22 protein-coding genes are annotated in these 22,271 nt (G+C 73.8%); 9 read left to right on the top strand and 13 right to left on the bottom strand.

Going from position 1 to position 22,271, the window contains the following annotated elements:
- Window positions 1-79: 79 nt before the first annotated feature.
- From ACIRG9_RS14890 to ACIRG9_RS14855, 8 genes are all read right to left on the bottom strand, one after another.
- Window positions 80-640 carry a WYL domain-containing protein gene (locus tag ACIRG9_RS14890; RefSeq protein WP_402855156.1) on the bottom strand — a complete coding sequence of 187 codons (561 nt, stop codon included), beginning with the start codon at window positions 638-640 and terminating at the stop codon, window positions 80-82.
- A gap of 90 nt (window positions 641-730) precedes the next feature.
- Complete coding sequence (locus tag ACIRG9_RS14885; RefSeq protein ID WP_402855153.1) at window positions 731-1,852, bottom strand: glycerate kinase; 1,122 nt, start codon at window positions 1,850-1,852, stop codon at window positions 731-733.
- On the bottom strand, window positions 1,852-2,691 hold the full coding sequence (locus tag ACIRG9_RS14880; RefSeq protein WP_402855150.1) for a sugar phosphate isomerase/epimerase family protein: 840 nt from the start codon (window positions 2,689-2,691) through the stop codon (window positions 1,852-1,854). Before ACIRG9_RS14880 ends, ACIRG9_RS14885 begins: the two co-directional genes overlap by 1 nt.
- A gap of 58 nt (window positions 2,692-2,749) precedes the next feature.
- Window positions 2,750-3,913: a dihydrodipicolinate synthase family protein gene (locus tag ACIRG9_RS14875; protein ID WP_402855147.1), complete on the bottom strand. Its 1,164-nt coding sequence runs from the start codon at window positions 3,911-3,913 to the stop codon at window positions 2,750-2,752.
- Window positions 3,910-5,061: a Gfo/Idh/MocA family protein gene (locus ACIRG9_RS14870; RefSeq protein ID WP_402855144.1), complete on the bottom strand. Its 1,152-nt coding sequence runs from the start codon at window positions 5,059-5,061 to the stop codon at window positions 3,910-3,912. Before ACIRG9_RS14870 ends, ACIRG9_RS14875 begins: the two co-directional genes overlap by 4 nt.
- A 25-nt stretch (window positions 5,062-5,086) precedes the next feature.
- Window positions 5,087-5,908 (bottom strand): ABC transporter ATP-binding protein, encoded by an 822-nt coding sequence (locus ACIRG9_RS14865; protein ID WP_402855141.1) that lies wholly within the window; start codon window positions 5,906-5,908, stop codon window positions 5,087-5,089.
- A 5-nt stretch (window positions 5,909-5,913) separates the two neighbouring features.
- On the bottom strand, window positions 5,914-6,933 hold the full coding sequence (locus tag ACIRG9_RS14860; protein ID WP_402855138.1) for an ABC transporter substrate-binding protein: 1,020 nt from the start codon (window positions 6,931-6,933) through the stop codon (window positions 5,914-5,916).
- A gap of 16 nt (window positions 6,934-6,949) precedes the next feature.
- Complete coding sequence (locus ACIRG9_RS14855; protein ID WP_402855136.1) at window positions 6,950-7,828, bottom strand: ABC transporter permease; 879 nt, start codon at window positions 7,826-7,828, stop codon at window positions 6,950-6,952.
- Window positions 7,829-8,026: 198 nt separating this feature from the next.
- Between ACIRG9_RS14855 and ACIRG9_RS14850 the strand changes: the two genes are divergently transcribed.
- Window positions 8,027-9,055 carry a LacI family DNA-binding transcriptional regulator gene (locus ACIRG9_RS14850; RefSeq protein ID WP_402855133.1) on the top strand — a complete coding sequence of 343 codons (1,029 nt, stop codon included), beginning with the start codon at window positions 8,027-8,029 and terminating at the stop codon, window positions 9,053-9,055.
- Window positions 9,056-9,082: 27 nt separating this feature from the next.
- A complete protein-coding gene (locus tag ACIRG9_RS14845) occupies window positions 9,083-10,249 on the top strand; it encodes a mandelate racemase/muconate lactonizing enzyme family protein (RefSeq protein ID WP_402855130.1) in 1,167 nt (388 codons plus the stop codon).
- Here ACIRG9_RS14845 and ACIRG9_RS14840 read toward each other — a convergent pair.
- The gene (locus ACIRG9_RS14840; RefSeq protein ID WP_402855127.1) at window positions 10,246-11,706 is read right to left on the bottom strand and encodes a hypothetical protein; all 1,461 of its coding nucleotides are present in this window, start codon (window positions 11,704-11,706) and stop codon (window positions 10,246-10,248) included. The two genes, ACIRG9_RS14845 and ACIRG9_RS14840, sit on opposite strands and share 4 nt — an antisense overlap.
- A gap of 273 nt (window positions 11,707-11,979) precedes the next feature.
- Here ACIRG9_RS14840 and ACIRG9_RS14835 point away from each other — a divergent pair, with 273 nt between their 5' ends.
- Window positions 11,980-13,455, top strand: coding sequence for a von Willebrand factor type A domain-containing protein (locus tag ACIRG9_RS14835; protein WP_402855124.1), 1,476 nt, complete (start codon window positions 11,980-11,982; stop codon window positions 13,453-13,455).
- A 63-nt stretch (window positions 13,456-13,518) separates the two neighbouring features.
- On the opposite strand, the gene ACIRG9_RS14830 is transcribed toward ACIRG9_RS14835, so the two are convergent.
- The gene (locus ACIRG9_RS14830) at window positions 13,519-14,337 is read right to left on the bottom strand and encodes a TIGR04222 domain-containing membrane protein (protein WP_402855123.1); all 819 of its coding nucleotides are present in this window, start codon (window positions 14,335-14,337) and stop codon (window positions 13,519-13,521) included.
- Window positions 14,338-14,368: 31 nt separating this feature from the next.
- On the bottom strand, window positions 14,369-15,919 hold the full coding sequence (locus tag ACIRG9_RS14825; RefSeq protein WP_402855120.1) for a glycosyltransferase family 39 protein: 1,551 nt from the start codon (window positions 15,917-15,919) through the stop codon (window positions 14,369-14,371).
- A 117-nt stretch (window positions 15,920-16,036) separates the two neighbouring features.
- Here ACIRG9_RS14825 and ACIRG9_RS14820 point away from each other — a divergent pair, with 117 nt between their 5' ends.
- Both ACIRG9_RS14820 and ACIRG9_RS14815 read left to right on the top strand, forming a co-directional pair.
- Window positions 16,037-16,522 (top strand): GNAT family N-acetyltransferase, encoded by a 486-nt coding sequence (locus ACIRG9_RS14820; protein ID WP_402855117.1) that lies wholly within the window; start codon window positions 16,037-16,039, stop codon window positions 16,520-16,522.
- Window positions 16,523-16,549: 27 nt separating this feature from the next.
- Entirely contained in the window at window positions 16,550-16,945 is a 396-nt protein-coding gene (locus tag ACIRG9_RS14815) for a cupin domain-containing protein (RefSeq protein WP_402855114.1), read from the top strand.
- A gap of 10 nt (window positions 16,946-16,955) precedes the next feature.
- Here the strand turns inward: ACIRG9_RS14815 and ACIRG9_RS14810 are convergent, their stop codons facing one another.
- Window positions 16,956-18,191 carry an MFS transporter gene (locus ACIRG9_RS14810; RefSeq protein ID WP_402855111.1) on the bottom strand — a complete coding sequence of 412 codons (1,236 nt, stop codon included), beginning with the start codon at window positions 18,189-18,191 and terminating at the stop codon, window positions 16,956-16,958.
- Window positions 18,192-18,259: 68 nt separating this feature from the next.
- Between ACIRG9_RS14810 and ACIRG9_RS14805 the strand changes: the two genes are divergently transcribed.
- From ACIRG9_RS14805 to ACIRG9_RS14795, 3 genes are all read left to right on the top strand, one after another.
- Window positions 18,260-18,793, top strand: coding sequence for a MarR family winged helix-turn-helix transcriptional regulator (locus ACIRG9_RS14805; protein ID WP_402855108.1), 534 nt, complete (start codon window positions 18,260-18,262; stop codon window positions 18,791-18,793).
- Window positions 18,794-18,832: 39 nt separating this feature from the next.
- The gene (locus ACIRG9_RS14800) at window positions 18,833-19,399 is read left to right on the top strand and encodes a cysteine hydrolase family protein (RefSeq protein ID WP_402855105.1); all 567 of its coding nucleotides are present in this window, start codon (window positions 18,833-18,835) and stop codon (window positions 19,397-19,399) included.
- 98 nt (window positions 19,400-19,497) lie between these two features.
- A complete protein-coding gene (locus ACIRG9_RS14795) occupies window positions 19,498-20,007 on the top strand; it encodes a GNAT family N-acetyltransferase (protein ID WP_402855103.1) in 510 nt (169 codons plus the stop codon).
- Here ACIRG9_RS14795 and ACIRG9_RS14790 read toward each other — a convergent pair.
- Window positions 20,004-21,011, bottom strand: a complete 1,008-nt coding sequence (locus tag ACIRG9_RS14790) for a helix-turn-helix transcriptional regulator (protein ID WP_402855100.1) — start codon at window positions 21,009-21,011, stop codon at window positions 20,004-20,006. The genes ACIRG9_RS14795 and ACIRG9_RS14790 overlap by 4 nt on opposite strands.
- A 133-nt stretch (window positions 21,012-21,144) precedes the next feature.
- Here ACIRG9_RS14790 and ACIRG9_RS14785 point away from each other — a divergent pair, with 133 nt between their 5' ends.
- Entirely contained in the window at window positions 21,145-22,137 is a 993-nt protein-coding gene (locus ACIRG9_RS14785; protein ID WP_402855097.1) for a tyrosine-type recombinase/integrase, read from the top strand.
- Window positions 22,138-22,271 lie beyond the last annotated feature (134 nt).

Here is a 22,271-nt window from a genome sequence, read left to right as displayed (position 1 = left end):
AGCCGCGCCCGGACCCAACCCCGTCAACTGGGCACAACGCCCTGGGGCCACCGGCCACTGCGGCGTGCCCGCAACAGTTTCACCGCCGGGAGGCCTCGTGAGCATCACCATCACCCGGAGGGGGCTGTGTTGGGGTGTGGCCTGCTGAGGTTCGGGTGAATCGGCGGGCGAGATGCGCGAAGGCCTCGGTGAGTTCGTCGGGGCCGACGACGTCGATGTCGGCGTCGTAGCGGGCGATCGCGGCGGCGAGGCTGGGCCAGGACCAGGAGCCGAGTGTGAGCCGGCAGCGGTCGGGGGTGATCTGCTCGACGAGGCCGTCGCGGGTGTAGAGGGCCACGGTGGCGGCCGGCAGGTCGAGGAGCACCGTGCCCTGGCACGGCCAGTTTCCCGAAGCGTCCTCGGAACCACGGAAGACGCCGGTGACGTACGCGGCAACGTCTCCGCCGGGCAGCAGATCATCGAGAAGTTCGGCCCCTCGCAGTGGGCGCCGGGCTTCGGGATGCTCACCGACCGCTTCGGCGTCACCTGGATCCTCGACGTCGCCGTTGCCTACGCCGGCTGACCCACCACCCCCGTCCGGTCCGGGGCTGCCGAGCCAGGCCGCCCCGGACCGCCCCCGTCCCGCGAAGCTACGGACCATCCTCGAGCACGGCGACGCCTCCGACGTGAGCAAGGCCGGTGCCGGCGGCTGCTGGTGCCGGAACCCGGCGCAGGCGCAACGATCCGGTATTCAGGCCCGACAGCCGACGGTCGACAACTGACCGGCGCCCAGCCGGCCGGCCAGTACGCCACCGGCCTCGACCAGCAGGCGCGCCGGGTCGTCCAGCGCCGCCTCGACCGACCCGGCGAGTTCCACCAGGGACACCGCCGCCGACACCGAACCGGGGACCGGCCCGCCGACCTGCCCGGCAGCCACCCCGACGCGGACGCCGGCAGACGCGGCCGCCAGCAGCAGCGACCCGACGACCTTGCCGGTCAACGAGGTCTCGTCGAATCGGCCCTCCCCGGTGAGGACCACGTCCGCGCCGGCGAGGGCGTCCGGCAGCCCGACGAGTTCGGCGATGGTCGTCGCACCCGGGATGATCCGCGCTCCCCAGAGCGCGGCCAGGCCGTACGCGGTACCGCCCGCCGCGCCGGCTCCCGGCTCGTCGGCGTTGCCGCCGGCCAGACCGGCGAGCCGGCGGAGCGCCGCGTCGAGCAGCGTCACGTCCGCCGGCGCCGCACCCTTCTGCGGTCCGTACACGGTGGCGGCGCCGGCCGGCCCGGTCAGCGGTGCGGCCACGTCGACCAGCAGTTGTACGCCGCCGGGCGGCGTGGGCAGCAGGCCGCTGCTGTCGACGCGGGCCAGGTCGGCCAGGGCGGCGCCGCCGAGCGGCAGGTCCCGGCCCAGGGCGTCGTGCAGCCGTACCCCGAGTGCGCGTAGCGCCCCGGTGCCGCCGTCGGTGGACGCGGAGCCGCCGAGGCCGATGACGAGGCGGGTGGCACCGGCGTCGAGGGCGGCCCGGGCGACCGCGCCGAGCCCGTACGTGTGCGTGCCGAGCGGGTCCGGGGCGGCCAGCAGCGGCAGGCCGCTGGACTGGGCGAGTTCCAGCACGGCCGTGGCGTCGGGCAGCAGCAGCCAGGCGGCGTCGACCGGCCGGCCGTCGGGGCCGGGCACGGTCACTGTGCGGCGCACGGCGTCGGGCAGCGCGGCGGCGAAGGCGTCGACCGTGCCTTCGCCGCCGTCGGCCATGGGCAGCAGTCGTACGTCGTCACCGGGCCGGCGGGCGAGCCAGCCGCGGGCCAAGGCGCCGGCGGCATCGTCGGCGGCGATGCTGCCCTTGAACGAGTCCGGTGCGACGACGACGCGCATCAGTCCGCCAGGACCAGCCGCAGGTAGCGGTCCTTCATGGTGGCGAGGACCTGGTCGGGGTCGCTGGCCCACACCTCGGCGTTGAAGATCTCCACCTCGGTGTCGCCGGTGTAGCCGGCCTCTTCGACGGCCCGCCGGAACGGTGGGAAGTCGATGTGGCCGTCGCCCATCATGCCCCGGCCGAGCAGCACGTCGGCCGGTAGCGGGGTGAGGAAGTCGCACACCTGGAAGCTGGCGATCCGGTCCCCGGCGCGGGCGATCTGCCGCCACACGTCCGGGTCCCACCAGATGTGGAACGTGTCGACCACGACGCCCACCTGCTCGACCGGGAACCGTTCGGCGAGGTCGATCGCCTGCCCGAGGGTGGACAGCACGGCCCGGTCGGCGCAGTACATCGGGTGCAGCGGCTCCAGCGCCAGCCGGACGCCGCGTTCGCCCGCGTACGGGGCCAGTTCGGCGAGCGCGTCGGCGACCCGCTGTCGGGCGCCGCGCAGGTCGCGGGAGCCGGGCGGCAGGCCGCCGACGACCATGACCAGGCAGTCCGTACCCAGTCCGGCCGCCTCGTCGATCGCGCGCCGGTTGTCCGCCAGCGCGGCCCGGCCAGCCTCGCCGTCGGCGGTGAGGAAGCCGCCGCGGCACAGCGACGACACCCGCAGCCCGGCGTCGGCGACGAGCTTCGCGGCAGCCCGTACCCCGATCTCGGCCACCGGCTCGCGCCACAGGCCGATGGCCGGGATGCCGGCGCGCACGCAGCCGGCGACGGCCTCGCGGACCGACCACGTTTCGGTGGTGCGCTGGTTGAGCGACAGCCGCGCCAGGCGCGGGTCGGCGGCGTTCACGCCGGGGCTCCACTTCGCCGCGCGGCGACACGGCCTGCCCCGCCGCTGGTCCGCCGGCTCACGCGGCCACCCCCGCGACGGAGAGGTACCGGCGCATCCGCTCCACCGCCAGGTCGGGGTCGAGCAGCAGGCCGGCGGTGTCGGCCAGGCGGAAGGCCCGCACCAGGTGCGGCACGCCGCGCCCGCTGTGCAGCCCGCCGACCATGGTGAAACCGGGCTGGAAGCCGTTGAGCCAGGACAGGAACGCGATGCCGGTCTTGTAGTACCGCGTCGGCGGGGCGAAGACGTGTCGGGACAGCGGCACGGTGGGGTCCAGGATCTCCCGGAAGCCCACCGGGTCGCCGGCGTCGAGGCGGTGCAGCGCCGCCGACGCGGCGGGCGCGATGGCCGCGAACGCGCCGAGCAGGGCGTGGCTGAACCGCTGGCCGTCGCCGGCGATCAGCTCCGGGTAGTGGTAGTCGTCGCCGGTGTAGACCTTGACGGTGGTCGGCAGCAGCTCACGCAGCCGGACCTCCCGCTCGGCGTCCAGCAGCGACACCTTCACCCCGTCGATCACGTCGGCGTGGGTGTGGACCAGCGCCACGAACGTCTTGGTCGCCTCGTCGAGGTCGGTCGACCCCCAGTAGCCGGCCAGGGCCGGATCGAACATGTCGCCGAGCCAGTGCAGCACGACCGGCGTGCTCGTCCCGCACAGCACCTGCTCGTAGACGCGTAGGTAGTCGTCCGGCCCGGTCGCGAGGGCGGCGAGTTGCCGGCTGGCCATCACCACCGCGGTCGCTCCGCACGCCTGTACGAAGGCGACCTGCTCGGCGTACGCGGCGACGATCTCGTCGAGGGTATCGGGCACGCCGGTGAGCTGGTCGGTGGCCGCCCCGGCGACGATGCGCCCGCCGCAGGCGGCGGCCTCGGCTGCGCTGCGCCGGATCAGTTCCCGGGTGGCGGCCCAGTCCAGCCCCATCCCGCGCTGGGCAGTGTCCATCGCCTCGGCGACGCCGAGCCCCCACGACCACAGGTTGCGCCGTACGCCGAGGGTGGCGTCCCAGTCGAGCCGGGCGGCCTGGCCGGGCGCGTTGTCGGCGTACGGGTCGGCGACCACGTGCGCCGCGGCGTACGCGATCCGGCTGGCCGGCGGCGCGGCCGGGCGCTGCCAGCCGGCCGGCTCCCGCAGCGTCAGCACCTCCGTCCCCCCGTCCGGGTTGGGCAGGGTGATCCGGGCGGTCACAGGTTGATCTCCTCGATCTCGACCCGGCGTCCCTCCCGGGCCGAGCGCAGCCCGGCCTCGGCGAGCTGTACGCCGCGGGCGCCGGCCAGGAAGTCCCACGGGAACGGCTCGTTGTCGACGACGTGGCGCAGGAACGCCTCCCACTGGACCTTGAAGCCGTTGTCGAAGTCCTCGTTGTCGGGGACGCTCTGCCACTGGCCGCGGAAGTTCTCGGTGGCCGGCAGGTCCGGGTTCCACACCGGCATCGGGGTGGCGCCCCGGTGCTGGATGCGGCATTCGCGCAGGCCGGCCACGGCGCTGCCGTGGGTGCCGTCAACCTGGAACTCGACCAGCTCGTCCCGGTGCACCCGCACGGCCCAGGAGGAGTTGATCTGCGCGGTGATGCCGCCGGCCAGCTCGAAGATGCCGTACGCGGCGTCGTCGGCGGTGGCCCGGTAGGTCTGGCCGGTCTCGTCGACGCGCTCGGGGATGTGGGTGGCGATGTGCGCGGTGACGGCGGTCACCGGGGCGAAGATCTGTTCCAGCACGTAGTGCCAGTGCGGGAACATGTCCACGACGATGCCGCCGCCGTCCTCGGCGCGGTAGTTCCAGCTCGGCCGCTGGGCCTTCTGCCAGTCGCCCTCGAACACCCAGTAGCCGAACTCGCCCCGTACGGACAGGATCCGGCCGAAGAAGCCGCCGTCGACCAGCCGCTTGAGCTTGCGCAGGCCGGGCAGGAACAGCTTGTCCTGCACCACGCCGTTCTTGATACCCCGGGCGGCGGCGAGCCGGGCCAGTTCCAGGGAGCCGGTCAACCCTTCGGCGAGCGGCTTCTCGGTGTAGACATGCCGGCCCGCCTCGATCGCTGCTCGGATGGCCTTCTCCCGCTGCGCGGTCACCTGCGCGTCGAAGTAGATCTGGTGGGAGTCGTCGGCGAGCGCGGCGTCCAGGTCCGTCGTGTACGACGTCAGCCCGTGCCGGGCGGCGATCTCGGCGAGCTTGGCCTCGTTGCGGCCCACCAGGGTCAGCTCCGGCCAGATGCGGCTGCCGTCCCGGGCGGGCAGGCCGCCCTGCTCGCGGATGGCGAGCAGGGACCGGACGAGATGCTGGCGATATCCCATCCGTCCGGTCACGCCGTTGAGGATGATCCCGATAGACGTGCGCTCCACAGTGTTTCCTTCCCAGGTCCGGTGGTTATTCGGCGGTCGTCGTCGCACCCAGGAGGTCCCGGATGCGTCCCGTGGCGCGGGCGAAGGCGGGCTCCGACATCGTCTGGCCGTAGTCACGCTCGACAGGGAGGTCGACGTCGATGACCTCGGCGACGGTGCCGGGTCGGGGGGTCATGACGATCACCCGGTTGGCCAGGTAGACGGCCTCGGCGATGGAGTGGGTGACCAGCAGGACGGTGGTGCCGGTCTCCCGCCAGATGCGCCGCAGCTCGACGTTCATCTGTTCGCGGGTGAGGGCGTCGAGGGCCCCGAACGGCTCGTCCATGAGCAGGACCGGGGGGCGGTGCAGCAGCGCGCGGCACAGGGCCACCCGCTGCTGCATCCCGCCGGACAGTTCGTTCGGGTACGCGTCCTCGAAGCCGGTCAGGCCGGTCATCGCGATCAGCTCGTCGACCCGCTGGCGGGCCTCGGCCCGGGGCATACGCCGCATCTCGGCCTGGAGCATGATGTTGCGCCGGGCGGTGCGCCACTCCAGCAGCGCGGCGCGTTGGAAGACGTACCCGATGTCGCGCCGCGGCCCCCGCACGTCCTCGCCGTGCAGGCGGACCTGACCGGACGACGGCCGCAGCAGGCCGGACACCAGCTTGAGCAGCGTGGACTTGCCGCAGCCGGAGGCGCCGACGATCGAGACGAACTCGCCCGGTTCGATCCGCAGCGAGACCTCGCGCAGCGCGGTGACGTCCTTCTTCTTGGTACGGAAGCGGACCGCGACCTGGTCGATCTCGACCGCGGCGCCGGTGGCTGTGGCGTCCGTGGGTCGCTGCGTGGTGGTGTTGCCGACCGTCATCGGGTTCATCCCTTCGGGGAGAAGCTCGCGTCCCAGTAGGTCGCCGGGGACTCGGCCTTGCTGATCACACCGGCCTCGGCAAAGACGTTGATCGTCTTCGTCCAGTCGGACTCGTCGTTGACGCCGGGGGCCCGACCCTTGGTGGCGTCGGTGTGCAGCAGCTGCAGCGTGGCGTTGAACTGTTCGGTGAGCACCTTCTCCGACGGCAACTGCTGGGAGGCGCCCTGCATGGCCTCGACCGCGCCGGTCGGGTTGCCCTCGGCGGTCGCCCACGCCTCGCTGCTGGCGGCGACCATCCGCTTGACCAGGTCCTGCTTGTTCTTGACGGTGTCGGTCGAGGCGATCAGGCCGTTGCTGAAGAAGGTCAGGCCATGGTCGGCGAACTTGAGGTAGGAGACCGGTTTGCCGGCCTTCTCCTGCATGGTCGGTCCCTGGTCGGTGGCGAAGCCGAGCAGTGCGTCGGTCTTGCCCGACATGACGGCGGCCATCTTCCCGGCCGGGTCGGTGTTCTGCAGGGTCACGTCACCGTCGCTGAGGCCGTTGGCCTTGAGGAAGGCCGGGAAGGTCTTGCTCAGCGCGTCGCCGGCGGTGGAGGCGATGGTCTTGCCCTTGAGGTCGGCGGGGGTGTTGATGTTCTTGTCGCTGAAGAACTGCACCGACGACGGGGTGGTCTGGAGGAAGACTCCGACGCTCTTGACGTCCATGCCCTGGCCGACGGCGGAGAGCAGGGCAGGGGTGTCGGCCCAGCCGAAGTCGGTCTGCCCGGCCGCGGTGGCCTGGATGGTCTTCTGCGAGCCCTGCCCGGCCTGGATGGTCAGGTCGATGCCGTGCTTGGCGAAGATGCCCTTCGTCTTGCCGAAGTAGAACGGTGCGTGCTCGCCGTACGGGTACCAGTTGAGGGTCAGGGTGACCTTGTCCTGGCCCTGGGCGTTCTTGCTCTGCTCGTCGGAGGACGAGCCGCAGGCGGCGGTGGTGGCCAGGATGAGGGCCGGCACGAGCGCGGCGGCGATGCTGCGCAACTTCATGGGACAGGTCTCCTATTCAGAGCGACGTCGTAGCGGCGTCGGTACGGCGGCTGGCGTGCCATGGGAGGACGAAATGCTCGAGCACTTCCACGGCCACGAACAGGACGACGCCGAGCAGCGACATGATGAGCAGCCCGGCGAAGAGCGTCGGGGTGTCGAGGTTGCCGTTGGCCTGCAGGATCACGTAGCCGAGGCCCTCGTTGGCGCCGACGAACTCGCCCACCACGGCGCCGGTGACGGCCATCGTGGCGGCGACCTTGAGGCCGGCGAACAGGTGCGGCAGGGCGGCCGGGAAGCGGATCTTCGTGAAGGTCTGTCCCGGGCCCGCCCCCATGGTCGCCGACAGTTGCAGCATCTCCGGGTCGATCGACTTGAGGCCGGTGACCGTGGAGATGACGATCGGGAAGAAGGCCATCAGCACCGCGACGACGACCTTCGGGGAGAGCCCGAAGCCGAGCCACACGATGAACAGCGGCGCGATGGCGATCTTGGGGATCACCTGGGCGAACAGCAGCAGCGGGTAGAGGCTCTTCTCGACCGTCGGCGAGTAGACCATGACGACTGCCGAGACCACGCCGACCACGATCGCGATGGCGAAGCCCAGCACCGTCTCGTACGTGGTGATCCAGGTGTGGTGGGCGAAGTAGCTGGTCTGGTTGAGGACGACGTCCAGCGTGGCGCCCGGCGAGGGGACGAGGTAGGGCTTGACCAGCTCGGCCGCGGTTACCGCCCACCAGACGACGAAGATCGCCGCGAGGACCGCGGCGGGGCGCCAGGTGCCCTGGACGAGGCGGAGCAGGCCGGCGCCGGCCGGGTCCTGGCGACGGGCGGCCGGCGCGGGGGTGCGGGCCGGCGCGGCCGGCTCCGGTTGCTCGATGGTGCTCTGCGCGGCCATGGCCCTCCGTTCTTTGTGGCTGGCCGGCGGTTCCGGGATCCCAGCCGTTGGGTAGGCGCGTGCCGTCGGTCAGGGCCGAACCGGCCTGCGGGACGGTCCGGCGGAGCGGCCTGAATGCGCTTTCAGTAAGCGCTTTCAGGGTGCTACGGTAACCACGCCGAAATCTTCCGGTCAAGAAGTTCCGCAGGGGGAAAGTCCATGCAGCCACGGACCCACGTGACGCTGGAAGACGTGGCCAGAGCCGCCGACGTCTCACTCGCCACGGCCTCCCGGGCACTCAACGGCATGCGGGTGACCCCGCAGCTGCGGGACCGGGTGCTCGCGGCTGCGGAGCAGCTGGCGTACACGCCGAACGCGCACGCCCGCGCCCTGGCCGGGGCGTCGCACCGCACCGTCGGCGTCATCTGCCACGACGTCAGCGACCCGTACTTCGCCGCCGTTGCCGGCGGCGTCATGCGGGTCGCCGGGGACAAGGACCTGCTGGTGATGCTGGCCAGCACGTTCCGCGACCCGGAGCGGGAGATTGCGTACGTGTCGATGCTGCGCGCCGAGCGGGCGCCTGCCATCCTGCTCATCGGTTCCGGGTTCGAGGACCCGCACTGGGAGCGTGCCCTGGACGCCGAGCTGAGGCCCTACCTCGACGGCGGCGGCCGGGTCGCGGTGGTCAGCCGGCACCGCAGCCTCAAGGTCGACAGCGTGCTGCCGGAGAACCGGGCCGGGGCGGCCGCGATGGCCCGCGCCCTGCTCGACCTGGGACATCGCCGGTTCGCGGTGCTGGCCGGGCCACCGGCGCTGACCACCGTCGCCGACCGGCTGGGCGGCTTCCGCGACGAGCTGAAGAAGGCCGGTGTGGCGCTGGCCCCGGCCGACATCGTGGAGGGCGCGTTCACCCGCGACGGCGGCTACGGCGCGATGACCGAACTGCTGGCCCGGGGGATGACCGCCACCTGCGTGTTCGCGCTGACCGACGTGATGGCCATCGGCGCCTGCGCGGCGCTGCGCGACCACGGGCTCTCCGTGCCGGGAGACGTCTCCGTCGCCGGCTTCGACGACATTCCGATCGTTCGCGACCTCACCCCGCCACTGACCACCGTGGCGCTGCCGTTGCAGCAGCTCGGGGAGAAGGCGATGGAGCTGGCGCTCACCGACAACACCGGACGGCGTCGCCGGATCCTGCGGATGGGCGGCGAGGTGGTCGTCCGGGCCAGCACCGCCAAGCTGGCCTGATCGAGACAAGCAGGAAAGGCGTTCACCGTGACCGTTGCCGCCACCGCCCTGGCCGGGCTGACCATCGACTCGGTACGGACGTACGCCGTCGCGCTGCCCACCATGCGCTCGTTCGGGGTGTCCGGCGGGTCGGTCGCCGTCGCCGGGCGGCCCAGCATCCGCGTCCTGGTCAAGGTCACCGCCGACGGGCTGACCGGCTGGGGCGAGGCCACCCCGATCCCGGCCTGGACCTACGAGACCGCGGAGTCGATCGTCACCACCATCGACCGTTATCTCACCCCGGCGATCCTCGGCCGCCCCGCCTGGGATCTCGACGGGGTGACCGAAGCCTTCGACCGGACGATCAACCGGGGCCTCACCATCGGCGCCCCGCTGGCCAAGTGCGCCGTCGACGTCGCCCTGCACGACCTGCTCGGGCGGGCGCTGGGCGTGCCCGTCGGGGTGCTGTGGGGGCAGCGCCGCCGGGAGACGATCGAGCTGGGTTGGATCGTGTCCGGGCAGACCGCCGCCGAGGTGGCCGACGCGGTGGCCGAGGGGCAGGCCCTCGGCTACCGGGCGTTCAAGGTGAAGGTCGGCCTGCACCGCGAGGCCGAGGACGCCGCCGTCGTGCGGGCGGTCCGCGAGGCCGCGCCCGACGCCGCGCTCTGGGTCGACGCCAACCAGGCGTACACCGTCGACGCGGCGCTGCGGATGGCCCGCCGGCTGGCCGACCTCGACGTCACCGCGTTCGAACAGCCGCTGCCGGCCAACGACCTGGCCGGGCTGCGCCGCCTGCGGGAGTCCTCGCCGGTGCCGGTCGCGCTCGACGAGAGCCTGCGCCACCCCAGCGACCTGGCCACCTTCGTCAAGCTCGACGCGGTGGACGTGGCCATCGCCAAGGTGCAGCGCAGCGGCGGATTGACGCTGTCGCGGCGGCTGTGCGCGCTCGCCGAGGATACCGGCGTGCGGCTGATGGGCTCCGGCCTCACCGACTCCGACCTGGGCCTGGCCGCCTCGCTGCACCTGTTCGCCGCGTATGGCATCGACACGCCCGTGGACCTCAACGGGCGGCAGTTCCTGGAATCGTCGTACGCCACCGGGGCGACCGTGGAGATCCGCGACGGCGTCGCCGGGGTGCCGGCCGGCCCGGGGCTGGGTGTGGAGGTCGACGAATCGGTGGTGCGTGACCTCGCCGTCGACGTGCTGGCCCGCTAGCCGCGGGCGGCGCCCAGACCGAGCAGCACCGCCAGGCCGAGGGCGCTGCGCGGGGCGTACGGCACCCGCCACAGCCCGCCGTGCGCCGCCCCGAACGCCTCGTCGCGCCACGGGTGATCCTGGGCCGGGCCGCCCCCGGTGCGCAGGTCATGTACGAGCAGCGCGGCCATCAACGTGTTGCTGGTCGCCGGCTCGAACACCTCGATGCCGAACCGGTGCGCGCCCGCGTACGCGGCGGCCAGCGCCCGGTTGCGCAGCACCGAGCGGGTCCGCGTCGGCGGGGCGACCTTGAACGACACAGTCGCGCCGGCGTCGCGCGCCACTGTCGCCCGCCAGCGTTGCAACCGCTTGGCCAGGGCGTAGTTCGGGCCCTGCTGCGGCACCAGGCTGTCGTTGACGCCCGGGTCGGCGCCGGGCGGGTAGTTGCGGTGCAGCAGCCGACCACCGGAGAGCACGCGCAGCGACCGGCGGGCGAGACCCCGGGCGGCGTACCCCCGGTCGGCGTGCACGACCGCCTCGCCGGGGACGGCGTACACGTCGGTGGGGGTGGCGAGAAAGGCCAGCGCCACGTCGTCGCGGCGCCGGCGCACGTGCCGGGTGAGCGCGTCGACGGCCATGGCGACCCGCACGTTGGTGGCGCCGTCGGCGTAGACGTAGTTGCCGAGCACCAGCCGGCCGTCCAGGCCGAGCAGCCACCCGGCAACCTGGGGCAGGCGGTGCAGCAGGTCCGCGCCGGCACCGTCGGCGAGGGCCTGGTCGTCGTCGCCGGTACCGGGGCGCACCGGCAGGTGCAGCCGGCCGCCGTACCGGTGGGCGGTGCGCAGCAGCCGCCGCCAGATGTCGGGCCGAGGCAGGTCGACCGCGACGACGTCGCCGCCCCAGCGCAGCACCGACGGCAGCGGGCCCATCTCGGCGCCGGCGCCGAGCACCACCACGCGCTGGTCGCGCAGGTCGAGCCAGTCCGGGTTGGCCATGACCGCGCGGACCGCCTCGGCGCAGGACGGCTCGATCACCCCGGCGGCAACCCAGGCGTCGAGCCGGCGGCGCAGCTCGTCGCCGCGCAGCCGCTGCCCGTGGTACGGCAGCGCCAGTTCCCGCTCGGGCTCCCCGGCTCCGGCCACGGTGGCGGTGTCCAGCGGCTGCCCGGCGTCGAGGGTGAAAGACTCGTCCAGCGGATGCTCCGCGCCGCCCTCGTCGAGCACCCGCATCCGGGCGTACAGCGCGGCGAGCCCGTCGCGGGCAACGGTGACCCCGGCATCGCGGGACAGCAGGCCCGCCTCGACGAGCCGGCGGAAGTGCCCCAGATAGCCGTGCCGCCAGTTGGTCTCCTGCTCGGCCGAGCGCGCGCCGACCGGGTCGACCGCGCGCAGGGCGTCGGCGACGACGGCCCGGCCGAGCGCCGTCGTGCTGCGCGTGCCGTCGGTCAGGGGGAACACCACCCCGGTCGGACCCGCCACCGGCCACCGCCTCCCTCGCACCGGCCGCGCGTCGGCCGCTGGTGCCACTGTGCCGCATGCGGTCGGCAGCGGCGCGGGTGGGCCGCCCGCCCGTGAAGCCAAGCGGCGCACTCGACCAGGTCACGTAATGCAAACGGGACGGTCACGACGTTCACGCTTGTGTATCGGCTCGGCTACGACGGGACCCGCCGCGCTCCCCGTCTGCGTCAATGACCGTGACGGATCCGACGTGCTGCGCCGGATCACCCACCCCAGCCTGCCCAGGAGGATCCGATGATCCACATGCGACGGTCGCTGCTGCTGGCGGCGCTCGCGATCACGATGACGGTCACCGCCTGCTCCGCCGGGGGCGTGCAGCGCGGCGACGCGGCCCACGGGCCGGTCCGCGACCACGACGGGACGCCGTGGTCGGGTGGGGACGAAACGGCGACGAGGGACGACCCACGCTCCACCTTCGGCGTCGACGTCGACACCGCGTCGTACGGCTACGCCCGCCGCCTCATCATGGACGGACGGCTGCCCGAGCCGACCGCGGTGCGGCCCGAGGAGTTCGTGAACTCCTTCCGGCAGGACTACGCCGAGCCCGCCGGCGACGGCTTCGCCATCCACGTCGACGGGGCCCGGCTCCCCACGACCCATGCGATGTCCGGGCAGGTCCGGTTGATGCGGGTCGGACTGCAGACCCGCGCGGAGAACCAGGAGAGCCGCCCCGACGCCGCCCTCACCTTCGTGGTCGACGTCTCCGGATCGATGGACGAGCCCGGCCGGCTCGACCTGGTGCAGGATGCGCTGCACACCCTCGTCGACCAGTTGCGCCCCACCGACTCCATCGCCATCGTCGCGTTCAGCAGCGAGGCCCGGGTGGTTCGGGAGATGACCCGCGTCTCCGACGCCGAGGCACTGCACGACGCCGTCGACTCGCTCCATACCCGGGACAGCACGAACCTCGAGGCCGGACTGGTGCTCGGCTACCGGGTGGCCCGCGACGGGTTCCGTCCCCGCGCGACCAACCGGGTCATCGTGCTCTCCGACGGGCTCGCCAACGTCGGCCGGACCGAAGCGGAACCGATCCTGCGCCGGGTACGCGACGAGGCAGCGAAGGAGATCGCCCTGCTCGGTGTCGGGGTCGGCAGCGAATACGGCGACACGCTGATGGAGCAGCTGGCCGACCAGGGTGACGGCTTCGTGGTGTACGTCAGCGAACGCGCCCAGGCCCGGAAGCTGTTCGTCGGGCAGTTGCCGGCGACGTTGAGCGTCCGGGCGTTGGACGCCAAGGTGCAGGTGAGCTTCGACCCGAGCGCGGTGCAGTCCTACCGTCTCATCGGGTACGACAACCGGGCGATCGATGACGAGGACTTCCGAAACGACCGGGTCGACGGCGGCGAGGTCGGTCCCGGACACAGCGTCACGGCGCTGTACGCGGTGCGGCTGGCCGACGAGGCGTCCCCCTCGGCCCGGGTCGCCCGGGTGCAGGTGCGCTGGACCGATCCGCACGACCGCAAGGCCGCCGAGACGTACGAGTCGGTGACCGCCACCGACCTGAACCGGGGCTTCGGCGCGGCGTCGCCACGGTTGCGGACCTGCTACGCGGCGGCCTACTTCGCCCAGGCGCTGCGGGGCGGTCCGTACGGCCAGGAGGTGCGCCTGGGTGACCTGGCGGAGATCGCGGACGAGGCGGCCACCGCCAGCGAGGACGCGGAGGTGCGGGACCTGGCGCGGGTGATCCGGCTCGCCGCGGAACTCGACTGATCTCCCGCACCGTGCGACAGCGCGGCCGTGCCCGCCAGGTTGGGCGGGCACGGCGCGCCGCGGTCAGTTCGCTTTCGCGGTGACGTACTCGCGGGGCCGGGTGCGCTCGGGGTCGACGCCGACCAACTCGGCGAAGCGTGGATCGACGGCGAGCAGCGGGCGCGGGCCGAACACCGCCATCGCCGTCAGCAGTTCCGCGGTGTCCCGCTCGCTCCACGCGGGCCGCCGTTCGGGCGCCAGCTCGGCGTGCGTACGGCGCCGGCGGCGCAGGAGCCGGCGCGCGGCCGCTCCGGTCTCCGGCACCTCGCACAGCCACCAGCCGCCGAGCGCGGTGGCCAGGCAGCACAGCAGCAGGCCCACCACGGAGGCCGGGCCGCCGGCCGTACGGTGCTCGACCGCGCTGTCCACCAGCCGGGTCACCCCGACCACGGCGACCGCGAACAGCGGCAGCGTGCCGAACGCGATGCGCCGCCGCTGCGCCGGGGTGAGCAGCCAGCCGTCCCGGACCAGCCGGCCCACCAGCCGGCGCAGCGCGCGGCCCACACCGGGGTCGGCGAGCGCGGCGGCCCAGGTCTGCGGCCGGCGCAGCGCGGCGTGCAGGGCGCGCACCAGCGGGGCGGACCCGGATGGCGGCGGGCCGTCCACCGACAGGGTCGCCAGCTCGCCGAGGTGCACCACCCCGGCCCGGCGCAGCGTCGCCACGCCCACCTGGCAGGCCAGCCCCGCCCGGTCGGTCAGGTACGCCAGTTCGACGGTCGACAGCGGCTCGCCCCGGGTCCGCCACCCCACCAGCGCCCGTACGGGCAGCGCGATCGCGAGGGCCCCGGCCACCCCGGCGAGGTAGTCGAGAAGGAAGACCGGACCGCTGACACCCCACAGCATGCCGACAAGTATTCACGGCCGGCGACCGTGGTCAGCCGGCGTGGCGTACCTCGGTGTCCCAGATCTCCGACCACGGCCGCCGCAGCCCGCGGCAGACGTAGACCGGCAGACCGTTCTCGTCGTTGGCGACGTCGACCCGCTGGTCGATCCGGCCGGCCTCGGTGACCTCGGTGAACCACCCCCGAAGCTGGTCGGGGCGGGCCCAGCCGACGGCGATCACCACGTCGGCGTCCTCCGACGGGCGGCCGAATCCGGCCATGCTGTTGTGCCCCGAGTACGCCCGCGGCAGCCCCCGCTGCGGCCCGTACCGGGCCACCGCGCCCGCCTCGCCGTAGTTGCTGGTCAGGATCACCGCGCGCGACCGCTGATCCGGTGGCAGGCCCCGGTGGACGGCGGCGAGCGAGTCGGCGAACGCCGGCCAGCCGATGGTCTCGCCGGCGTCGTAGTTCGCGTCGACCACGAACCCGGGCAGCCGGTCGGCCGGCAGGGTGGGCAGCAGCAGGATCGCGCTGCCGGCCAACGCCACGGCGGCGCCGGCGGCGACCAGCGCACGCCGGGCCCACCCCCCGCTCCGGCCCGCCCAGTCGGCGGTGACCACCGCGCCGGCGGCGGTGACCACCAGCAGCAGCGGCGCGTCGTAGTAGCCCTTGCCGCCGGCGAGCAGCACGATCGCGAACACCACCGGCCAGGCCCAACCGATCGCCCGGTACGACCGCCAGGCCGACCGGCGCAGCAGCGCCACCAGCCCGGCGACCCAGATCGGCACCGCGCACGGGCTGATGATGACCAGTTGCAGCACGACCGCGTCGAGGCGGCCGCTGTAGGAGCTGTCGCCGCCGGAGATCGACGACGCCACGGAGAGCTGGGGGAAACCGTGCGCCGCCTGCCACACCAGATACGGCGCGGCGAGCACGACGACGATGCCGGCGGCGGCGTACAGCCACCGGTCGCGCAGCAGCCGGCGCGGCCCGGCGATCGCCACCCCGGCCAGCAGACCCACGGCGAGCAGGGCGGGCAGCAGCTTGTTGAGCATGCCGAAGCCGAGCGCCACACCGATGCCGAGGAGCCACCGGCTGTCACCGGTGCGCAGCATCCGCACCGCGCACCACCCCGCGGCGAGCCAGACCAGCAGGTCGACGGTGGTGGTGCTGAGCAGGTGACCGGGGGCGAGCACGATGCCCGCGACGGCGCCGAGGAACGCGGCCAGCAGCTGCGCGCCGCGGCCGCCGCCGAGCTCCCGGGCGATCGCCGCGACCAGCACCACCGCCGCGCCGGCGATCAACGCCGACGGGGTACGCAGCACCACCAGGTTGCCGGGCGCGATCGTGTCCATCAGCCGGGCCAGGGCCGGCACGAGGGGCCCCTGGTCGGCGTATCCCCAGTCGAGGTGCCGGCCGCAGAGCAGGAAGTACAGTTCGTCGCGGTGGTAGCCGTACCGGCCGGCGAACAGCAGCAGCACGGCGGTGACGGCCGCGCCGACCAGCCACGGCCCGGCGGTACGCGGACCGGGCGCCGGGGGGAGCGCGTTCGCCGGGGGCGCCTCGGTCGTGGAACGGTCGAGTTCGCTGACAGGTTCGGCCACCTGCCCATCTTCGTCGCCGCCCGCCACCCGTGGGTGCCCGCGACAGCTCCCACCTGGTCACGGTTGGGCAAAAAACAGGATCGCGGGCGGTCGCACGGGCCGGATAGCGTGCCGGGAATGCGGATCCGCGAGTTCACCGAGTCCGACTGGGCGCAGGTCTGGCCGATCGTCGAGGACGTCATCACCACCGGGGAGACGTTCCCGTACGACCCGGCATGGCCCGCCGAGGTCGCGTACGACGTGTGGGTGGAACGACCGCCCGGGCGCACCGTGGTCGCCGTCGAGGACGGCCGGATCCTCGGCACCGCCAAGATGGGCACCAACCGGCCCGGCCCCGGCTCGCACGTGGCGACCGCCAGCTTCATGGTCGCCGCCGCCACCCGGGGCCGCGGCGTCGGCCGGGCCCTGACCGAGTACGCCCTGGACTGGGCCCGCCACCGGGGTTACGCGGCGATGCAGTTCAACGCCGTGGTGGAGACGAACGAGGCGGCCGTCGAGCTGTACCGGCGGCTCGGGTTCGCGGTGATCGGCACCGTGCCGGCGGCGTTCGCGCACCCTCGGCTGGGCCGGGTGGGGCTGCACGTCATGCACCGCCCCCTGTGAGCGGCGGCGGTGCGCGACCATGGACCGATGACCGCTGAGCCGATCGAGCTGGCCGCCGCCCTGGCGCGCTTTGACCAGCTGTGGAGCCCCCGAATCGTCACCACCGTCAACGACTACGACGTCCGGATCGCGAAGGTGGCCGGCGAACACGTCTGGCACACCCACGAGCACACCGACGAATTCTTCCTGGTGCTCGACGGAGAGCTGCGCATCGCCCTGCGCGACGGCGTGGACGCCGCCGAGCGCGAGGTGGTGCTGCCCCGCGGCGCGGTGTTCGTGGTGCCGCGTGGGGTGGAACACCGGCCGTTCGCGCCGCTGGGCGCGTCGATCCTGATGTTCGAACCGTCCGGCACGTCCACCGTGGGCGACCGGCACGACGAGGTGCCCGACCACGTGGACGCCACCACCGGCCACCGGCTCTGACCGCCTCCGGTCAGCGCCCCGCCGGCACCTGCTGCGTGGGTGCGGACGGGGCGTCGACCGGCCAACCCAGCCGGCGTACGCCGGGCACGGCGGCGGTGCCGGCGCAGGCGAGCAGCACCAGCACGCCGGCCACCGCGAGGGGTGCCGGCGCTCCCCACTGCCGGGCGGCGAGCGGGGCGAGGGCGTACCCGATCGGCATCGCGCCCAGCGACATCAGCCAGTCGTACGAGGTGACCCGGGCCAGCACCTCGGGCGGGAACTGACCCTGGACCACGGTTTCCCAGACGGGGTTGAGGAAGCCGAGGGCGATCAGCGCGAGGCAGTACGCGGCGATGCTCACGGGGGCCGGCGCGGCGACAGCGAGCAGCAGCAGCGGCACCGCGTACGTGGCCAGGGCCAGGTTGCCCAGCAGCACCGGCCGTCTGGGGCGTACCCGGGCGGCGAGCAGCGAGCCGGTCAGCAGTCCGAGCGCGCCGCCCTGCTGCAGCAGCACCCAGACGCCCTCGCCGCCGAGCCGGTCGACGGCGATCACCGGGCCGAGGGTGAGCAGCACCGCGGCGGCCCCGTTCCACACGCCGTGGGCGAGCAGGCTGCTCCAGTACCAGTCGCGGGCGCGGACCTCCCGCCAGCCGAGCGTCAGGTCGGCGCGGATCGACCGGTGCGGGACGGGCACGTGCCGTACCCGGATGACCGCCAGCAGCGCGGCGCTGACCGCGAACGAGGCGGCGTCCAGCACGAACGCCCAGCCCGGTCCGGCGGTCCAGATCAGCAGGCCGGCAAGGGCCGGCCCGGCGAGCCGGCTGGCATTGTTGGCGGCGCCCATCAGGGCGTTTGCGCGCTGCCGTCCGTCGGCGTCGACGGTGCCGGCCACCAGCGGGGACGCGGTGGGCATGGCGAAGGCCGAGGCGGCGCCGCCGACGGCGGAGGCCACCGCGAGGTGGGTCAGGGCGGGGGCGCCGCCGAGCAGTTCGACGCCGACGACCAGTTGGGCGGCGCAGCGCACCAGGTCGGTGCCGAGGGCGACGCGGCGGGCGTCGAACCGGTCGGCGACCACGCCGCCGAGGGGAAGCAGGAGCAGGCGGGGCACCATCGCGCAGCCGAGCACCACCGCCAGCGCGGTAGTGGATCCGGTGGCGCGGAGCACGGCCAGGGCCAGGGCGGTGGGTACCACGGCGTCGCCGACGGCCGAGGCCGTACGGCCGAGGAAGAGCAGCCGGAAGGAGTGGAGCCGGAGTGGATGGGTCACCTCCGGAGGATACTTAGACGTCGAATATTTCGACAATGAATATTTCGGTGACGGCGTACCGTGGTGGGGTGACCGACCGCGACCGCATCGACGAGCACGTGGCCCGCTGGCTGCCCGTCCTGCCCGACCTGGACCCCGACGTCGAGGGCGCGGTCACCCGGATGTCGTTCCTCAGCCGGCACCTGCGCGCGGTCAAGGACCGGGCCCTGGCGGACCTGGACCTCCAGGAGAAGGAGTACGGCACGCTGCACGCCCTCGCCGGCCGAGGCGGCCGGGCCGCGCCGTCGGAGCTCGCCGGCGACCTGCGCATGGCACCCGCCTCGATCACCGCCCGGGTGGACGCGCTGATCCGCCGCGGGTTCGTCCGGCGGATCCCGTCCGACGTGGACCGGCGGCGGGTCGACGTCGAGCTGACCGACACCGGCCGCGCCGCCTGGCGGCGCGCCCTCGCGGTGGTCGGCGACGAGGAGCACCGGGTGCTCGAAGCGCTGACCCCGGACGAGCGGCGGCTCCTGTCCGACCTGCTGCGCCGGGTCACGCTGGCCGCCGAGCACCCGCCGACCCGGCCCTGCCCCGGCGACAATGTCGGTGGCCAGGTCTAGGTTGACCCGAGACGGAAAACCCGCAGGCCGGGAGGGGCCATGACCACATTCGCCGAACGACCGCACACCGCCCTGCTCGTCATCGACGTGCAGAACGGCGTGGTGCGGCACGCGTTCGACCGGGACCGGATCGTCGCCAACATCGCCGCGCTTGTCGAGCAGGCGCGCGCGGCCGGCGTCGAGGTCGTCTGGGTCCAGCACAGCAGCGACAACCTGCCCCGGGGCGGCGACGACTGGCAGTACGTGCCCGAGCTGGTGCGCCGCGATCCGGAGCCACTGGTGCACAAGGCCTACCCCGACTCGTTCGAGGACACCGACCTGGAGGCGGTGCTCGCCGCGCGCGGCGTCGGCCGGCTCGTCGTGACCGGCGCGCAGACCGACGAGTGCATCCGCTCGACGCTGCACGGCGCGATCGTCCGCGGCTACGACGCGACGCTGGTCGGTGACGCCCACACCACGGAGGATCTGTCCTCGTACGGCGCGCCACCGCCGGAGCAGGTGATCGCGCACACCAACCTGTACTGGCGCTACCACACCGCTCCGGGTCGGAGCGCGGGCACGCTCGCCACCGCCGAGGTCGACTTCAGCGCGCCCGTACCCGTCTGAGCGGCATCGGGTCGACGATCCGGTCCTCGCCACCGACCACGGCGTCCACCGGCGTCCCTGGCCGGAAAAGCCGTTGACCGTCCGGCGAGGATCAGGCGGTGACGACCTGGACCACAAACCTCGCCCGGCCTGACGATCACGACGCGGCGGCCCTGCTGCGCGAGTACATGGCGGAGATGGTCCGTCGCTGGTACGGCCGCCCGGAACGGCCGAAGGAGGTGGCCAACGCGCTGGCCGAGATGCCCAGCGACGATCTGGCCCCGCCCACCGGGCTGCTCCTGCTGGCCCACCGCGACGGGCAGCTCGCCGGGTGTGCCGGCCTGCGCTGGTGTCCCGGCTGGGCGGAACTCGCCCGGGTCTACATCCGTCCCGCGCACCGCGGCGCCGGTGGCGGTGCCGCCCTGCTGGCCGCCGTCGAGGGGTGCGCCCGGTCGGCCGGCGCGGACCGGATCCGGCTGGACACCCGGGCCGACCTGGTCGAGGCCCGCGCCCTCTACGCCCGGCACGGCTACCGCGAGATCCCCGCCTACAGCGACGGCCCGTACGCCCAGCACTGGTTCGAGAAGCTGCTTCCGGCGCCAGCTGACGACACCGTCGCCGTACGTTAGTCAGGCGGTCGAGAAGTTGAGCCCACTGCTGGCGCGGGGTAGAGCCGGGCCAGGGCGTGTGCGGTGCCGGTGAGCCGCTCCCGCAGCTCCGCCGGCGCCAGCACCTCCACCTCCGCGCCGAGCTTGAGCAGCTCGGTGTGGGCGTGTTTCACCGACTCGATCGGCACGGTGGTCTCCAGCCAGCCGTGCTCGTCCGGCTCGCCGGCCGCTGCTCGGGCCGCCCGGCTCATCTCCGGTGGGAAGACGTACGCCGTGAACTCCAACGCGGCCACGGTCATCCGCACCCGGGCCTCGGCCCGGTAGACGTCCCGCTCGTACCGCTGCGTCCACTCCTGCCAGTAGCCGGCCAGGTCGAAGTCGGCCGGCCGGTCGTAGCGCTCGTCGCGTACCACCAGGTCGAGCACCGCGCCGACCCGGTAGGTGCGCAGTTGCTCGCCGCACCGGGCCACCAGGTACCAGCGGCCGGCCTTGAGCACCACGCCCAGCGGAACCACCACCCGGGTCACCTCGCGCGGGGTCCGCCACCGCCGGTAGCGCATCTCCACCAGCCGGTCCTCCCAGACCGCCCGGGCCAGCGCGGCCAGGTGCGGGGTGGGCTCGGGGTGGCGGAACCAGCCGGGCGCGTCCAGGTGGAACCGCTGCCGCATCCGGCCGCCCCGGTCGGCCAGCTCGTCCGGGAGCGCGGCCAGCAGCTTCAGCTCGGCGGCGGCCACCACCGGCCCGAGGCCCAGCTCGGCGGCCGGGCCGGGCATCCCGGCCAGGAACAACGCCTCGGCCTCCGGGGCGGTCAGCCCGGTCAACCGGGTCCGGTAGCCCTCCAGCAGCCGGTACCCGCCGGCCGGACCCCGTTCGGCGTACACCGGCACGCCGGCCGCGCCGAGCGACTCGACGTCCCGGTAGACGGTCCGGACGGAGACCTCCAGAGCCTCGGCGAGTTCCTGCGCGGTCATCCGCCCCCGCGTCTGCAGGAGCAGCAGCAGGGAAACCAGCCGGCTGGCGCGCACCCGCCGACCGTATCTCGGCCGGACACCGGTCGCGGCGGGCGGATCACCGGCGGCCGGCTGGCGGAGGAGACAATCTGATCTTCATGGGCGCGCCTCGTCGCGATCCGCCCCGCCGGCTGAGAGTCTTTCTCGCATGCTTCGTCCCGACGTTGTGCCCCGCGGGTCGGTCCGTCCCGCGTTGCGCGGCGGTCCGGCCGACTTCACCGAGGCGTGGCTGCGCAACCGGCGGCTGTCGGAGCACACCCGCGACGCGTACCGGCGGGACGTCGCCGGCTGGCTGAGCTGGTGCGCCGAGCGCGGCCTCGACCCGCTGCGGGCCACCTTCCTCGACGTCAACGCCTACGGCCGGGAACTGGAGGCCACGCTGGGCGCGCGCAGCGGCCGGCCGCTCACCCCGGCCACCGTCGCCCGCCGGCTGTCCGCCCTGTCCAGCTGGTACGACTTCCTGGTCAAACTGCGCGCGGTGGAGGCCAACCCGGTCGCCGCCGCGGACCGGCCCCGGGTCGACCGGGACCACTCGGCCACCATCGGCCTGACCCCGGAGGAGGTCGACGCGCTGCTCGCCGCCGCCGAGGCGGACACCGGACCGACCGCCGCCCGTAACCGGGCCACCGTCGCCCTCCTCGCCGACCTGGGGCTACGGGTCGGCGAGCTGATCTCGCTGGACCTGGCCGACCTGGGCGCGGAGCGGGGGCACCGCAGCGTCCGGTTCGTCGGCAAGGGCGGCAAGGTCCGCCGTCGGGCGCTCACTCCCGGCACCGCGTACGCCGTCGACGCGTACCTGGCGGTGCGGGCCGCCGCGCAGGGGGTGACCGTGCCCGAGTTGACCGGGCCGCTGCTGGTCACCGCCACCGGTGCCCGGCTGGACCGGCACTCGGTGTTCCGGCTGGTCCGCCGGCTCGCCCAGGCCGCCGGCATTCCCGCCTGGGCGAAGCTGTCCCCGCACTCGCTGCGGCACGCGTTCGCCACCGCCGCCCGGTCCGAGGGGGTGCCGCTGGAGGATGTGCAGGACGCCATGGGGCACGCCGATCCGCGTACCACCCGCCGCTACGACCGGGACCGGCATAATCTGGACCGCGATCCCGCGTACGTCATCTGGGCCGCCCGGGCCCGCCGCCGGGGATGATCCCGCTGCCGGTGCCGGGAGTCGGCGAGGTCAGCGCCGGCCGGTGTCCCGCTACCGGGCGTCGTAGTCACGCCGGGCCCGGTCGACCTGGTCGTGACCGCCTTCCGCTGACCGGGCGGCTCGCCGAGCGGTGG

It is taken from the genome of Micromonospora sp. NPDC093277 (genome assembly GCF_044765245.1).
Taxonomy (GTDB): Bacteria; Actinomycetota; Actinomycetes; order Mycobacteriales; family Micromonosporaceae; genus Micromonospora.
The sequence above is the reverse complement of the archived record's forward strand: the minus strand, read 5'-3'. Positions and strand labels throughout refer to the sequence as shown.